Here is a 14,025-nt window from a genome sequence, read left to right as displayed (position 1 = left end):
CCCTGGCAGGCGCCGCGGGTCCAAATGTGGGAGCGGGCTTGTGTGGGAGCGGGCTTGCTCGCGAATGCGGTGGATCAGTGAATACATTCGTTGCTGACCCACCGCATTCGCGAGCAAGCCCGCTCCCACATGGGATCTCCACAGTTTGTGAAGGGCGCGATCCTGCTCGAAAATGGTGCGCAACGGCATACGTCAAATGACGTACGCCGTTACGTCAGGCTGCGTATACCCGCCGTGGCCACCTGCCGCCATGCTGAATCCCTCATTGCAGAGGAGTCGCCCCATGGAATCACGATTGATCCGCTCCAAACCGTTGTTGGCGTTATCACTGCTGGCGGCGAGTCTGTTCAGCCATGGCGTCATGGCCGACAACGAAGGCCTGGCGGTGACGCCTACCGAAGTCACCGTCGGCCAGCTGCACTCGGCCACCGGCACCATGGCGATTTCCGAAACCGGTTCGATCCAGGCCGAACGCCTGGCCATCGAGCAGATCAACGCCTCGGGCGGGATCCTCGGGCGGCAGATCAAGGTGATCCAGGAAGACGGCGCGTCCGACTGGCCGACCTTCGCTGAAAAGGCCAAGAAACTGCTGGTCAACGACAAGGTGGCGGCGGTGTTCGGCTGCTGGACCTCAGCCTCACGTAAAGCCGTACTGCCGATCTTTGAAAAAGAGAACGGCCTGCTCTACTACCCGACCTTCTATGAAGGCCTGGAACAGTCGAAAAACGTGATCTACACCGGGCAGGAAGCGACTCAGCAAATCCTCGCCAGCCTCGACTGGATCGCCAAGACCAAGGGCGCCAAAACCTTCTATCTGGTGGGCTCGGACTACATCTGGCCGCGCACTTCGATGAAGATCGCGCGCAAGCACATTGAAAACGTCCTGCACGGCACCGTGGTCGGCGAAGACTACTACCCGTTGGGCAACACCCAGTTCGGTTCGCTGATCAACAAGGTCAAGCTGAAAAAGCCTGATGTGGTGTTCGCGGCCGTGGTAGGCGGCTCCAACGTGGCCTTCTACAAACAACTCAACGCGGCGGGCGTGAATTCATCCAAGCAAACCCTGCTGACCCTGTCGGTGACCGAAGACGAACTGCTGGGCATCGGCGGCGAAAATATGGCCGGCTTCTACGCCTCGATGAAGTACTTCCAGAGCCTCGACAACCCGAACAACAAAGCCTTCGTGGAAGCGTTCAAGGCCAAGTACGGCAAGGACGCGGTGATCGGTGACGTGACCCAGGCGGCCTACCTCGGCCCATGGTTGTGGAAAGCGGCGGTGGAGAAGGCGGGCAGTTTCGACGTGGATAAAGTCGTCGCCGCCTCCCCGGGCATCGAGCTGAAAAACGCGCCGGAAGGCTACGTGAAGATCCACGAGAACCATCACCTGTGGAGCAAGTCGCGCATCGGTGAAGTGCAGCCAAACGGGCAGTTCAAGGTGATCTACGAGTCGGATCTGATCGAGCCGAATCCGTTCCCGAAAGGCTACCAATAAGCCTGGATCTGGCGCTGATCTAAAGGTGGGAGCGGGCTTGCTCGCGAAAGCGGAGTGTCATTCACAGATGTATTGACTGATGCACTGCATTCGCGAGCAAGCCCGCTCCCACATAAATCAAAAGCAGACCTTGGTTTTCATCATTACCTCCCGCTCAGGAGACCATCATCATGGAATGGCTATCGGAATTTGGAGCCATCGCGGCGATGCAGGGGTTCAACGGCTTGTCCGTGTTCTGCGTGCTGTTGCTGATGGCATTGGGACTGGCAATCATCTTCGGCCAGATGGGCGTGATCAACATGGCCCACGGTGAGTTCCTGACCATTGGCGCCTACACCACTTACGTCTGTTCCAGCCTCACCGCGCACTTCGCGCCGAGCTTTCAGCCGTATTACTTTTTCATTGCCATTGCCCTGTCTTTCCTCGTCGCCGGTGCCGTCGGCTGGCTGGTGGAATGGGCGATGATCAGCCGTTTGTACAAGCGCCCACTGGACACCTTGCTCGCCACCTGGGGTTTGTCCCTGGTCATGCAGCAAACCTTCCGCTCGGTGTTCGGCGCCCGTGAAGTCAGCGCCGAACCGCCGGCCTGGCTGATGGGTTCGGTGAACCTCACCGACGCTATCGAAATCCCGCGCAACGGCCTGTTCATGATGGGCCTGACCCTGCTGCTGACCGGGGCGATTTTCGTCATGCTCTACCGCTCGCGCTGGGGCCTGCAAGTGCGCGCCACCGTGCAAAACCGCTTGATGAGCCGCGCTGTAGGTATCAATACACGCAAGGTCGACCGCATGACCTTCGCCCTCGGTTGCGGCGTGGCGGGCGTGGCCGGTGCGGCCTTCACCACCATCGGTTCCACCGGGCCGACAGCCGGTTCGCAGTACATCGTCGACACCTTCCTGGTGGTCGTATTCGGCGGCGCGCAAAGCCTGTTCGGCACCATTGCCTCGGCATTCGTGATTGCCCAGACCCAATCGCTGTCGGAGTTTTTCCTCAGTGGCTCGATGGCCAAGGTGCTGACGTTGTCGTCGGTGATCCTGATCCTGATGCTGCGCCCGCAAGGGTTGTTCTCCATCAAAGTGCGCAAGTAGAGGCGAACCGATGAAGGCTCTAGACAAACTGCTGGCCGGCCAGCAAAACCTGATCGGCATCGTGCTGCTGGCGGTGTTGATCCTCGTGGTGTTTCCGCTGACCCTGGATGCGTTTCGCCTGAACATGGTCGGCAAGTACCTGACCTACGCGTTCGTCGCCGTGGGCCTGGTGCTGTGCTGGGGCTATGGCGGGATTCTCAGCCTCGGGCAGGGTGTGTTTTTCGGCGTCGGCGGCTACTGCATGGCGATGTTTCTGAAGCTTGAGGCCTCGGACCCGATCAGCACCAAGATCCAGTCGACGCCGGGCATCCCGGACTTTATGGACTGGAACCAGATCACCGAACTGCCGTGGCTGTGGCAGCCATTCCACAGCTTCACCTTCACCCTGTTCGCGGTGATTGCGGTGCCGGTGTTGCTGGCATTCATCATCGGCATGGCGCTGTTCAAGCGGCGGGTGGGCGATGTGTATTTCTCCATCGTCACCCAGGCGATTGCGCTGATTCTCACGGTGCTGATCGTCGGCCAGCAAGGCCTCACCGGTGGCGTCAACGGCATCACCGACCTCAAGACCCTGCTGGGCTGGGACCTGCGCGGTGACGGCGCGAAGATGATCCTGTATTTCATCAACGCCGGGCTGCTGTTTGGCTGCATCTTCATTGGCCGCTTCATCCTCGCCTCGAAGCTGGGCCGGTTGTTGATGGCCATGCGTGACAAGGAAGAGCGGGTGCGGTTTTCCGGGTATGACGTGGCCAGTTTCAAGATCTTCGTGTTCTGCGTGGCGGCCGCGTTCTCGGCGATTGGCGGGGCAATGTTTGCCTTGCAGGTGGGCTTTATGTCGCCGTCTTTCGTGGGGATCGTGCCTTCCATCGAAATGGTGATCTTCGCGGCGGTGGGCGGGCGCATGTCGCTGCTGGGCGCGGTATATGGCGCGTTGCTGGTGAACTACGGGAAGACCTACTTTTCCGAATCCTTCCCCGAGCTGTGGCTATACCTGATGGGCGGGTTGTTTATTGCGGTGGTCATGTACTTCCCCAACGGCTTGGCCGGGTTGTGGGACAGCCATGGTCGCCAGGCCCTGGCCCGACTGTTGCGGCGCAAGCCGGTGGTCAAGGCCGAACCCGCGAAGATCAAGCCCAAGGCTGAAGCCAAGATCCTGGAGACACAACCATGACCGCCGTCGGTTTTGAAATGAAAAAGCCCGTGTTGGCCATTGAAGGGCTGACCGTGTCATTCGACGGCTTCAAGGCGGTCGACAACCTCAACCTGTACATCGACCGCAATGAAGTGCGGGTGGTGATCGGCCCCAACGGTGCCGGCAAAACCACGGTGCTGGATTTGATCTGCGGCAAGACCCGCGCCACCAGCGGCAGCATCCAGTTCGACGGCCAGGAACTGACCAAAATGCGCGAATACAACATCGTGCGGGCCGGGGTAGGGCGCAAGTTCCAGAACCCGTCGATCTACGAAAACCTCACGGTGTTTGAAAACCTTGAAATGTCGTATCCGGCTGGGCGCAAGGTTTGGGGGGCGCTGTTTTTCAAGCGTAATGCCCAGGTGGTCGCGCGGGTCGAGGAAGTGGCGCGGGAGATCTTCCTCGGTGATTTGTTGCAGCAGCAGGCGGACCTGCTGTCCCACGGGCAAAAGCAGTGGCTGGAGATTGGCATGCTGCTGATGCAAGACCCTGAATTGTTGATGCTCGATGAGCCGGTGGCCGGGATGAGCGTCAACGAGCGGGCGCAAACTGCCGAGTTGCTCAAGCGCATCAGCCAGGGGCGCTCGGTGTTGGTGATCGAGCATGACATGGAGTTCGTCAAGAGCATCGCTCACAAGGTCACGGTTTTGCATCAGGGCAAGGTGCTGGCCGAGGGCAGCATGGAGTCGGTGCAGAGCAATCCGAAAGTCATTGAAGTGTATTTGGGCCACTGAGGAGTCGGGCATGTTCAAGATCGACAAACTGTCGTGTGGGTACGGGCAGAGCCAGATTCTTCACGACCTGGAACTGGATGTGGCGAAGCGTGAGATCGTCGCGGTGATGGGGCGTAACGGGATGGGCAAGACCACGCTGTTCAAGAGCCTGATGGGGATTCTGCCGCAGTGGCAGGGGCAGGTGAGTGTGGATGGGCATGATGTGTCTGGGCTTGAAACCCATGAGCGGGTGGAGCGGGGGATTGCCTATGTGCCGCAGGGGCGGATGATTTTTCCCAGCATGAGTGTATTGGAGAATATTCAGACCGGGTTGCCGGCGGCGGCACGGGGCAGGGTGCCGGAAGATTTGTATGCGCTGTTTCCGGTGTTGTATGACATGCGTTCGCGCAAGGGTGGGAATTTGTCTGGGGGGCAGCAACAGCAATTGGCGATTGCCCGGGCGTTGGCGACGAATCCTAAGGTGTTGTTGTTGGATGAGCCGACTGAGGGGATTCAGCCTTCGATCATCAAGGACATTGCTCGTACGCTTAAGGAGATTCGCAATTTGCGGGATTTGACTATTGTTGTTTCTGAGCAGGTGTTGTCGTTTACGCTGGAGATTGCTGATCGGTTTTTGGTGATTGAGAAGGGGAGGTTTGTGATTGAGGAAACCCGGGATCGGGTGGATGAGGCGACCATTAGTCGGTATTTGTCGGTGTGACTTGGTTGTGTACATATCCGTTATTTAGGTAACGGCGGCTTATGGTTCCGCTCTTACAGCGGGTCACTTTTGGCAAACGCCCGGAATGCCGGCCCAGCCAAAAGTAACCAAAAGGTCTTTGCCCCACCACTCGGTGCCTCGCCTAGGCTCGGCATGCCCGCACTCCGGCCCGATTCCGCGGGCCGCCGCGACGGGCCATTCATGGCCCGGCGCGGCTAAATCGGCTTCCCTGCCGATTTACCCGCTCCACCGTGCCTGCTTGCGGCCATCGTGGTTGACGGGGCCCGCAGATCAAGATCACAAGCAGATCAAAAGCGAGAGCACAGCGGCCTACCGGCCGGCTTGAGTGTGGTGAAGCAAAGGCAACAGCAAAATCAGAAGCTAAAGCGGGCACGGTCCAAATGTGGGAGCGGGCTTGCTCGCGAAGGTCGTTAACGATGACGCTGGCATTCTGGATGAACGCGGCGGTCTCAGGTTTTTCGCGAGCAAGCTCGCTCCTACATAAAACAGAAAAGCAGCTTTGCTTTCGCTCTTAACACTCAAGCCGGCCTGTAGGCCGCTGTGCCCTTGATCTGCTTTTGATCTTGATCTGCGGGCCCCGTTAAACCACGCTCCAAAGCCGGAGTGCGGGCACACCGAGCCCAAGCGAGGTGCCGAGTGGTGGGGCAAGAGCGTTTTGCTTACTTTTGCGCTGTTCAAAAGTGAGCCGCTGTAAGAGCGGAACCCATAGTCGCCGTTACCTAAATAACGGATATACACGCAACCCAGCTCAGCCCATACCCAGTCACAGCGCCAGCCGAACCTCGGCACACAATCCACCCCCATCCCGATTGCTCAAGGTCAACTCCCCACCAATCGCCACCGCCAGTTGCTGGGCAATCGCCAGCCCCAGCCCTGTACCACCGGTGCCGCGATTACGCGAACTCTCCACCCGATAAAACGGCTGCATCACCTGCACCAGCTCATCCGCCGCAATCCCCGGTCCCCGGTCCAGCACCTTGATCGAAAGCTCACCCGCCGCCGTCGACCCCACCTGCAACTGCGCCGCCCCGGCGAACTTCAGCGCATTGTCCACCAGGTTTACCAGCACCCGACGCAACGCATGGGGCCGCGTATCCAAAACCACCGCGCTTTTACCGGTCAGGCTCACCTGCTTGTTCATGTCCTGGTAATCAAACACCAGGCTGTCGAGAAACGCATCCAGGTCGATCCGGCAACTGGCCTCGGTGGACCCATGCACACTGCGGGCATAAGCCACACCCTCGCGTACCAGATGCTCCATTTCCCCCAGATCACTCCAGAGCTTTTCCCGGTCCACCGAGTCCTCCATGAACTCGGCGCGCAATTTCATGCGGGTGATCGGCGTCTGCAAATCATGGGAAATCGCCGCCAGAATCTGCATGCGCTCCTTGAGGTACTCGGCAATCCGCTTCTGCATCTCGTTGAACGCCGCCGCCGCATGCGCCACCTCGGTGGGGCCGGTTTCGTCCAGCGGTGTCGGGCGCGCATTCGGGTCGAGGGTTTCCACCGCCCGTGCCAGGCGTGTCAGCGGGCGGATGGCGATGCGTACGGCGACCCAGGTGCATATCAGCAACACCACCAGTTGCAGCACCAGCACCACCGGCAGCCAGAAGGCAAACGGGATGGGCTTGGGGTGTACATCAATGGTGATCGGGCTGCCATCGGCCAGGGTCAGGTGCGCCTGGAAATGTTTTTGCAGGCCCGGGATGTCGCGAAAGGTCAGCGGGTAATGCTCGCCCAGGGCATCGGCAATCGAAGTGGCGGCCATGGGCACGTCGTCGCTGGCCATCGGCTCGCCGGGTTCGCCGGCATTCAGCAGGTAGCGGTAGGCGTTGCGGTCGAGGCGCGGCAGCCAGCTGGCGCGCTCGGCGGCGGGCAGGCGGTCGAGGATTGCGATCGACGTCGACACGTCGTTCTCCAGGTTACCCAGCATCACGCTCCGGGCACTCACGTAGCGCTCATAGAACTGCGCGCTGAACGACAGGGCGTTGGCGCACAGCAGGCTGACGATGAAAATCACCGACAGTTGCGCCGCCAGGGTGCGCGGCCAGCGGAACGTTAGGGTCATGCCGAGTCCCCAAGGATTTCCACCGCCAGGGAGAACACATAGCCTTCGCTGCGCACGGTCTTGATGTAGGCCGGTTCGCGGGCGTCGTCCAGCAGGCGCTGGCGCAGGCGGCTGACCAGCAGGTCGATGGAACGGTCGAACAGGTCCGCGTCCCGGCCCTGGGTCAGGTTCAGCAACTGGTCACGGTTGAGCACCCGTTGCGGATGGTCGAGGAAGACACGTAACAGGCGGTATTCAGCGCCGCTCAGGGCCACCAGGGTGTTGTCTTCGTCCAGCAGATGGCGGGCGGTGGTGTCCAGGCGCCAGCGGCCAAAGCGGATCAGCCGGCCGCTTTCGGTCACCACCAGGTTCGGCGGCAGCATCCGGGTGCGGCGCAGCACGGCGTTGATGCGGGCCAGCAGCTCGCGGGCGGCGAAGGGCTTGACCAGGTAATCGTCGGCGCCCATTTCCAGGCCGATGATGCGGTCGGTTTCATCGTTGCGCGCGGTGAGCATCAGGATCGGCGTGGCCTTGTGTTTGCCCACCCGAAGTTCGCGGCACAGCTGCAAGCCGTCGTCGCCCGGCATCATGATGTCCAGCACGATCAGGTCCACGGGGGTGGTGTCGAGAAAGCTGCGCATCTGCCGGCCGTCAGCCACCACGGTGGTGCGCAGGCCATTCTTTTTCAGGTAGTTGCCCACCAGTTCGCGGATCTCCCGATCGTCATCGACAATCAGAATGTGATCGACGTGATCCATGCTGCCTTCCTCGTTGAATAGTCATTGATGCGCAGTCTAGCCACTGTCGGTGGGCTTGCCTTGTGCCCTTTGTATTGCAGTGTATCTGGCAGTGACCAGATACACATCGACGCAAAAATCCGGGCTTGGCCGACACAATCCGGATACCTCGCAAGGTTCAAATGAGCTCATCGAGGTAATCCGCCTCGGCCCACTTGAACCCCCGGGGAACCACCCATGACTATCAAAGCTACCTATGCCAGTTGCCTGTTTGCCTTACTCACTGGCCTGAGTGTTGCCGCCCATGCCGAAACCACCGCCAGCCAGCCGGATATCCACCAGGTGGTGTCGATCTCCGAAGAGTCCGGTGGCGCGCTGTGCGGCATCGTCAATTCGCACCTGACCTACCTCGATTCCCAAGGCCAGCGCCACGTCCTCGACTACCGCAAATTTTCCAGCAACTGCCTTGAAGGCAGCTGAGGAGACTGCCATGACCCGACTCAACAGCTTTCTCAGCGCCCTGGCATTTTCCATGGCGGGCGTGGCGGCGGATGTGAACGCCGCTACCGCGAAAAAACTCACCGGCAGTGAAACCTGCTTCCAGAACACGCCGTTGGCGCAAAACGGCGCGGGTCGCAAACGCGCCGAAACACCCCCGGCCACGAGGTGACACCCATGAATTTCATCCAATACCTGCGCCGCTCAAAAAGCCTGATGCTGTTGGCACTGGTGGTTGCCTTGGTCGGCGTGCCCAAGGCGGTGAACTACCTGATCAATAACGTCGATGCCGAAAGTTTCAACCAGTCCGATGAGCGCATGCCGTCCCTCGACGGCGCGGTGGCCTGGCTCAACTCGCCGCCGCTGACGGCCGAGGGCCTGAAGGGCAAGGTGGTACTGGTGGATTTCTGGACCTACGACTGCGTCAACTGCCAGCGCAGCCTGCCGTACGTCAATCAGTGGGCGAAGAAGTACGCCAAGGACGGGTTGGTGGTGATCGGAGTGCACACGCCGGAAAACGCCTACGAGAAAGTCCTGGATAACGTACGCAGCCAGGTCAAGAAGCTGGACATCCATTACCCGGTGGCCATCGACAATGACTATCGGATCTGGCGCGCCTTCGATAACCAGTACTGGCCGGGCCATTACTTCTTCGATGCCACCGGTAAAGTGCGCTACAGCCATTTTGGCGAGGGCCGCTACGACAATCAGGAAAAAGTCATCCAGGCCTTGCTGGAAGAAGCCCGGGCGGCTAACGCGCCAACCTAAGCTAATGCCAAAAAGGTATTTATTGCGAGGTTTTTAGATCGTTTAGCTTCACCACTCCACGTACCTGTTCATGGAGTGAGCACCCAATGTCGCACCCGCTGGCAATCAACACCTTGCCCCTGCTGGACCTGGCGCTGCTCGACGGCAGCCCGGCCCAGCGTGGGCAGTTTCTCGATGACCTGCGCCACGCTGCGCGGCATATCGGTTTTTTCTACCTCACCGGCCACGGCATCGACGCCGGGTTGCTCACCCAGGTGCAGCAGCAGGCGCGCCAGTTTTTCGCCTTGCCGGAGGCCGACAAACTTGCTGTCGGCATGATCAACTCCCCGCATTTTCGCGGCTATAACCGCACCGCGTCGGAGATCACCCGGGGGCAGCCGGACCTGCGTGAACAGTTCGACCTCGGCGCCGAGCGCGAGCCGTTGCAGCAAGGCCCGGATTCACCGGCCTGGTCGCGCCTGCAAGGTCCCAACCAGTGGCCTGCCGCGTTGCCTGAACTCAAGCCCTTGTTACTGGCCTGGCAGCAGGCGATGACTCAGATGTCCCTGCGCTTGTTGCGCGCCTTTGCCCAGGCCTTGTCGCTGCCGGAAAACGCTTTCGACCCGCTGTATGGCGACAAGCCCAACGAACACATCAAGCTGATCCGCTACCCCGGCCGCCACGCCCAGCAGAGTCGCCAGGGCGTCGGTGCCCACAAGGATTCCGGCTTTCTCAGCTTCCTCCTGCAAGACCAGCAGGCCGGCCTGCAAGTGGAAGTGGAGGAGGGCCGCTGGATCGACGCCTCGCCGCGCCCGGACACCCTGGTGGTGAACATCGGCGAGTTGCTGGAGCTGGCCACCAACGGCTACCTGCGTGCCACGGTGCACCGGGTCGAATCGCCGCCCCTGGGCAGCGAACGTTTGTCCCTGGCGTTTTTCCTCGGTGCGCAACTGGACGCGGTGGTGCCGGTGTATCAGTTGCCGCCCGAGTTGCTGCGCGATGCCCACGGCCCCACCAGTGACCCGCGTAACCCGCTGCTGCGGGACGTCGGCTGGAACTACCTCAAGGGTCGCCTGCGTTCCCATCCGGATGTCGCTCAACGCTTTTACGCCGACGCCACGATTCCCCAAGCCCTGTCCGCCTGATAAGGAACATCACCATGCTCAAGAAAACAGCCCTGGCCCTGGCCGTCCTGATTGCCTCCTTCGACGCCCAGGCCGCCGAGGCCCTGCGTGTGGCGGCGGACCCGATTCCCCACGCGCAAATCCTCGAATACGTGCAGAAGCTCGACCCGCAGCTGCAGCTGAAAATCATCGAAATTCCCAACGGCGTGAACTCCAATGAACTGCTGGCCCACGGTGATGTGGACGCCAACTACTTCCAGCACTTGCCGTACCTGCACTCCCAGGAACAGGCTCTCGGCCAGAAATTCACAGTGGCAGCCACAGTACATATCGAGCCGCTGGGTATCTATTCCCATCGCCACACCAGCTTTGCCCAGGTGCCGGATAAAGGCACCGTGGCCGTGCCCAACAACGTCACCAACCTGAGCCGTGCGCTGTACCTGCTGCAAGCCAACGGCCTGATCACGCTCAAGCCCGGTTTCAACGACCCGGCCAAGGACCAGGCAACGCCCAAGGACATTGCCGAGAATCCCAGGCACCTGAAGATCCTCGAGATCGAATCACCACAGATTCCTCGCGCCCTGGATGACGTCGACCTCGCTGTGATCAACGGCAACTACGCCCTCGAGGCCGGCCTGTCACCGGCCAAGGACGCCCTTGGGCTGGAAAAAGCCCAGGGCAATCCCTACGCGAATATCCTCGTGACCACCCCGAAATTGCAGGACGACCCACGGATCAAACAGCTGGCCAAGGACCTGAATTCGCCGGAGGTGGCCAAGTTCATCACCGAGAAATACTCAGGCTCGGTGATCCCGGTAGCTGTCGAATGATCGTCGTTGAGCAGGTCAGCAAAACCTACGCCGATGGCCAGCCGCCGGCGCTGGATAACGTGTCGTTGCAGATTGCAGACGGTTCGATCTTCGGGATCGTGGGGCGGAGCGGGGCGGGCAAGAGTACTTTGCTGCGTTGCCTGAACCTGCTGGAACGCCCGACTTCCGGGCGCATCCTCATGGACGGCCAGGACCTGACACTGCTCAGTGACAAGCAACTGCGCCAGCAACGCCAGCGCATCGGCATGATCTTCCAGGGTTTCAACCTGCTGCATTCACGCAACGTCGCCGACAATGTGGCGGTGCCCCTGGAAATCGCCGGCCAGCCGAAGGCCGAACGCGTTGCCCGGGTCGAGGAATTGCTGGAGCTGGTCGGCCTGAGTGACAAGGCACTGGCGTTTCCGTCGCAACTGTCCGGCGGCCAGAAGCAGCGCGTCGGCATCGCCCGGGCACTGGCGGCGCGCCCGGATTATTTGCTGTCGGACGAAGCCACCAGCGCCCTCGACCCGGAAACCACCGCGTCGATCCTGGAACTGCTGCGCAGTATCAATCGGCAACTGGGGGTGACCATCGTGTTGATCACCCACGAGCTGGATGTGGTCAAGGCTATCTGCGACAGCGCGGTGTCCCTGGCCAATGGGCGCGTGGTGGAAAGCGGCAGCCTGATTCAATTGCAGGCGGACCCCGCCTCAAGCCTGGGTCGGTCACTGGCACCCAACCTGTCAGCGGTGAGGGCGGTATGAAAACGGACTGGAACGACGTCCTGCAACTGCTGCTCACGGCCACCGGCGAAACTCTGTACATGGTGCTGCTGGCGGCGGTCTTTACCTTGCTGATCGGCCTACCCCTGGGGGTGCTGCTGTTTGTCAGCCGCCGCGGCGGGCTGTTCCCGCTGCCAAGGGTGAACCGTGTGCTGGGTGCGGTGATCAACCTGGGCCGCTCATTGCCCTTTGTGGTGATGCTGATTGCCTTGATTCCACTGACCCGGCTGATCGTCGGTACCACATTGGGCAGCACTGCCGCCGTGGTGCCGATCACCATTGGCGCCTTTCCGTTTTTTGCGCGGATTGTCGAGAACGCGCTGGACGAAGTGGACAAGGGTCGCATCGAAGCCATCGTCGCCATGGGCGGGGATATTCGGCATGTGATCTTCAAGGTGCTGCTGCCGGAGGCGCTGCCTGCGTTGCTTGCGGGGTTGACCCTGACCCTGGTGATGCTGATCGGCTTTTCGTCCATGGCCGGGGTGATTGGTGGTGGCGGCCTGGGCGACCTGGCGATTCGTTATGGGTATCAACGTTTCAACAATCAGATCATGGTGGTGACGGTGATCGTGTTGGTGGTGCTGGTTCAGGGCGTGCAAAGCCTGGGGGATCGTTGCGTGAGGTCGCTGGCGCGTCGTAGATAAACAGTTATGTACTAATGAATTTTTAATATTTCTAGTTATATACATGACTGAGTAAAGTTCTCCTTCGTACCTCCACCTCGTCGCCGGGAAATACTCTTCATGAACCGTCCCCACGGGCATCCCACGCCGATCCTGACTTTGCCCCAGGGCGAAAAAGACCCGTTGTCGATTCGCGCCAAGGCACTGGTCTTTGCCGACCCGCGTTCCCTGCAACTGCTCGAATATTTGCAGCGTGTCGGCCCCAGTGAAGCGCCGGTGTTGATCAATGGCGAGACCGGCACCGGCAAGGAGCTGGTGGCGCGCTATATCCACAGCGCCAGCGGCCGCACCGGTGCGTTTGTGCCGGTGAACTGTGGGGCCATCAGCGAGAACCTTGCGGAAAGCGAATTTTTTGGGCATGAGGCCGGCTCGTTTTCCGGGGCCTCGGGGCGGCGGATCGGCTGGTTTGAAGAGGCCGATGGCGGGACCCTGTTCCTCGATGAGATCGGTGATTTGCCGCTGCCGTTGCAGGTGAAGCTGCTGCGGGTATTGCAAGAGCAGGAAGTGGTGCGGGTGGGGTCTCGCAAGCCGATCAAGATCAATATCCGGCTGGTGACGGCCACCAACATCGACCTGGAGCAGGCGGTGGAGGCGGGCAACTTTCGGCTTGACCTGTTCTATCGCATCAACGTGGCGCAGGTGCAGGTGTTGCCGTTGCGTGAGCGGCCGCTGGATATCCTGCCGCTGGTTGAGCATTTTCGGCGGCTCTACAGTGCCAGGCTGAAAATCGCCGAGCCGATGTTGTCGGAGTCGGCGACCCAGGCGTTGCTGGATTATCCGTGGCCGGGGAATATTCGTGAGCTGGAGAATGTGGTGCACCTGGCGCTTTTGGTGGCTGGGGACAGGCCGATCATGCCGTCGCATTTGAAGTTTTCTGCGGGGCTGAGTGCGATGCATGCCAGCGTTAACAGCGGGGCGCCGAGGATTCCGCAGGAAGTGGTGCGGGAGCAGTTGCTGCGGTTGTTCGAGGTGCCGGGGGATTCGTTGTTGCACGATATCGAGGATTTGATCGTGCGGGAGGCGTTTGGGTTTTGTGGGTTTAATCAGTTGCGTACGGCGGAGTTGTTGGGGGTTACGCGCAATGCCATGCGGACGCTTTTGGTGAATCATGGGATGCTCAAGGGGCGGGTGAAGTCCTGATTTTTTGGTGTGTATATCCGTTATTCAGGTAACGGCCGCTTAGGGTTCCGCTCTTACAGCGGGTCACTTTTGAAAAGCGCAAAAGTAACCAAAACGCTCTGCCCCGCCTGTCGGCGCCTCGCTAGGGCTCGGCGTTCCCTCACTCCGGCATTGCTACGCGGGCCGCCGCGACGGGCCATCCATGGCCCGGCGCGGGTAAACCGGCGTCCTGCCGGTTTACCCGCTCCGCAA

At 60.5% G+C, this 14,025-nt stretch carries 14 protein-coding genes and 1 pseudogene; 13 read left to right on the top strand and 2 right to left on the bottom strand.

The window, feature by feature from the left end:
• The first annotated feature begins 283 nt into the window (after positions 1-283).
• From urtA to urtE, 5 genes are all read left to right on the top strand, one after another.
• Positions 284-1,492: an urea ABC transporter substrate-binding protein gene (gene urtA, locus AU074_RS17230; protein ID WP_017475234.1), complete on the top strand. Its 1,209-nt coding sequence runs from the start codon at positions 284-286 to the stop codon at positions 1,490-1,492.
• Positions 1,493-1,662: 170 nt separating this feature from the next.
• Positions 1,663-2,580, top strand: a complete 918-nt coding sequence (urtB, locus tag AU074_RS17225; RefSeq protein WP_063028859.1) for an urea ABC transporter permease subunit UrtB — start codon at positions 1,663-1,665, stop codon at positions 2,578-2,580.
• A gap of 10 nt (positions 2,581-2,590) precedes the next feature.
• Entirely contained in the window at positions 2,591-3,751 is a 1,161-nt protein-coding gene (gene urtC, locus AU074_RS17220; protein ID WP_076015742.1) for an urea ABC transporter permease subunit UrtC, read from the top strand.
• Positions 3,748-4,506, top strand: coding sequence for an urea ABC transporter ATP-binding protein UrtD (urtD, locus tag AU074_RS17215; protein ID WP_017475231.1), 759 nt, complete (start codon positions 3,748-3,750; stop codon positions 4,504-4,506). Before urtC ends, urtD begins: the two co-directional genes overlap by 4 nt.
• A 10-nt stretch (positions 4,507-4,516) precedes the next feature.
• The gene (gene urtE / locus AU074_RS17210) at positions 4,517-5,206 is read left to right on the top strand and encodes an urea ABC transporter ATP-binding subunit UrtE (RefSeq protein WP_076015741.1); all 690 of its coding nucleotides are present in this window, start codon (positions 4,517-4,519) and stop codon (positions 5,204-5,206) included.
• Between the two features lie 784 nt (positions 5,207-5,990).
• Here the strand turns inward: urtE and AU074_RS17200 are convergent.
• Positions 5,991-7,295, bottom strand: coding sequence for an ATP-binding protein (locus AU074_RS17200; protein ID WP_076015739.1), 1,305 nt, complete (start codon positions 7,293-7,295; stop codon positions 5,991-5,993).
• The gene (locus tag AU074_RS17195; protein ID WP_063028866.1) at positions 7,292-8,032 is read right to left on the bottom strand and encodes a response regulator; all 741 of its coding nucleotides are present in this window, start codon (positions 8,030-8,032) and stop codon (positions 7,292-7,294) included. The genes AU074_RS17200 and AU074_RS17195 overlap by 4 nt, the downstream gene beginning before the upstream one ends.
• A gap of 216 nt (positions 8,033-8,248) precedes the next feature.
• Between AU074_RS17195 and AU074_RS17190 the strand changes: the two genes are divergently transcribed.
• The 8 genes and pseudogenes from AU074_RS17190 (at position 8,249) to AU074_RS17155 (ending at position 13,794) form a co-directional block, all read left to right on the top strand.
• On the top strand, positions 8,249-8,491 hold the full coding sequence (locus tag AU074_RS17190; RefSeq protein ID WP_076015738.1) for a DUF2790 domain-containing protein: 243 nt from the start codon (positions 8,249-8,251) through the stop codon (positions 8,489-8,491).
• A gap of 10 nt (positions 8,492-8,501) precedes the next feature.
• Entirely contained in the window at positions 8,502-8,681 is a 180-nt protein-coding gene (locus AU074_RS17185) for a hypothetical protein (protein ID WP_076015737.1), read from the top strand.
• Between the two features lie 77 nt (positions 8,682-8,758).
• Positions 8,759-9,277, top strand: a pseudogene (locus AU074_RS17180) (thioredoxin family protein); the annotation flags it as partial.
• An 86-nt stretch (positions 9,278-9,363) separates the two neighbouring features.
• Positions 9,364-10,401, top strand: a complete 1,038-nt coding sequence (locus tag AU074_RS17175) for an isopenicillin N synthase family oxygenase (protein ID WP_076015735.1) — start codon at positions 9,364-9,366, stop codon at positions 10,399-10,401.
• 14 nt (positions 10,402-10,415) lie between these two features.
• A complete protein-coding gene (locus tag AU074_RS17170) occupies positions 10,416-11,210 on the top strand; it encodes a MetQ/NlpA family ABC transporter substrate-binding protein (RefSeq protein WP_076015734.1) in 795 nt (264 codons plus the stop codon).
• Positions 11,207-11,953 carry a methionine ABC transporter ATP-binding protein gene (locus AU074_RS17165; protein ID WP_076015733.1) on the top strand — a complete coding sequence of 249 codons (747 nt, stop codon included), beginning with the start codon at positions 11,207-11,209 and terminating at the stop codon, positions 11,951-11,953. The genes AU074_RS17170 and AU074_RS17165 overlap by 4 nt, the downstream gene beginning before the upstream one ends.
• Positions 11,950-12,615 carry a methionine ABC transporter permease gene (locus AU074_RS17160; protein WP_076015732.1) on the top strand — a complete coding sequence of 222 codons (666 nt, stop codon included), beginning with the start codon at positions 11,950-11,952 and terminating at the stop codon, positions 12,613-12,615. Before AU074_RS17165 ends, AU074_RS17160 begins: the two co-directional genes overlap by 4 nt.
• Before the next feature lie 99 nt (positions 12,616-12,714).
• Entirely contained in the window at positions 12,715-13,794 is a 1,080-nt protein-coding gene (locus tag AU074_RS17155) for a sigma-54-dependent Fis family transcriptional regulator (protein WP_076015731.1), read from the top strand.
• Positions 13,795-14,025: the final 231 nt, after the last annotated feature.

The organism is Pseudomonas sp. ATCC PTA-122608 (assembly GCF_001952855.1).
Lineage (GTDB): Bacteria > Pseudomonadota > Gammaproteobacteria > Pseudomonadales > Pseudomonadaceae > Aquipseudomonas.
Note: the sequence above shows the minus strand (reverse complement) of the source record. Positions and strands in the feature narration are given on the sequence as shown.

What these genes read in the sequence shown, in the direction of transcription:
- urtA (WP_017475234.1), top strand. Translation starts at nt 284, where the DNA reads ATGGAATCACGATTGATCCGCTCCAAACCGTTGTTGGCGTTATCACTG.
- urtB (WP_063028859.1), top strand. Translation starts at nt 1,663, where the DNA reads ATGGAATGGCTATCGGAATTTGGAGCCATCGCGGCGATGCAGGGGTTC.
- urtC (WP_076015742.1), top strand. Translation starts at nt 2,591, where the DNA reads ATGAAGGCTCTAGACAAACTGCTGGCCGGCCAGCAAAACCTGATCGGC.
- urtD (WP_017475231.1), top strand. Translation starts at nt 3,748, where the DNA reads ATGACCGCCGTCGGTTTTGAAATGAAAAAGCCCGTGTTGGCCATTGAA.
- urtE (WP_076015741.1), top strand. Translation starts at nt 4,517, where the DNA reads ATGTTCAAGATCGACAAACTGTCGTGTGGGTACGGGCAGAGCCAGATT.
- AU074_RS17200 (WP_076015739.1), bottom strand. Translation starts at nt 7,295, where the DNA reads ATGACCCTAACGTTCCGCTGGCCGCGCACCCTGGCGGCGCAACTGTCG.
- AU074_RS17195 (WP_063028866.1), bottom strand. Translation starts at nt 8,032, where the DNA reads ATGGATCACGTCGATCACATTCTGATTGTCGATGACGATCGGGAGATC.
- AU074_RS17190 (WP_076015738.1), top strand. Translation starts at nt 8,249, where the DNA reads ATGACTATCAAAGCTACCTATGCCAGTTGCCTGTTTGCCTTACTCACT.
- AU074_RS17185 (WP_076015737.1), top strand. Translation starts at nt 8,502, where the DNA reads ATGACCCGACTCAACAGCTTTCTCAGCGCCCTGGCATTTTCCATGGCG.
- AU074_RS17175 (WP_076015735.1), top strand. Translation starts at nt 9,364, where the DNA reads ATGTCGCACCCGCTGGCAATCAACACCTTGCCCCTGCTGGACCTGGCG.
- AU074_RS17170 (WP_076015734.1), top strand. Translation starts at nt 10,416, where the DNA reads ATGCTCAAGAAAACAGCCCTGGCCCTGGCCGTCCTGATTGCCTCCTTC.
- AU074_RS17165 (WP_076015733.1), top strand. Translation starts at nt 11,207, where the DNA reads ATGATCGTCGTTGAGCAGGTCAGCAAAACCTACGCCGATGGCCAGCCG.
- AU074_RS17160 (WP_076015732.1), top strand. Translation starts at nt 11,950, where the DNA reads ATGAAAACGGACTGGAACGACGTCCTGCAACTGCTGCTCACGGCCACC.
- AU074_RS17155 (WP_076015731.1), top strand. Translation starts at nt 12,715, where the DNA reads ATGAACCGTCCCCACGGGCATCCCACGCCGATCCTGACTTTGCCCCAG.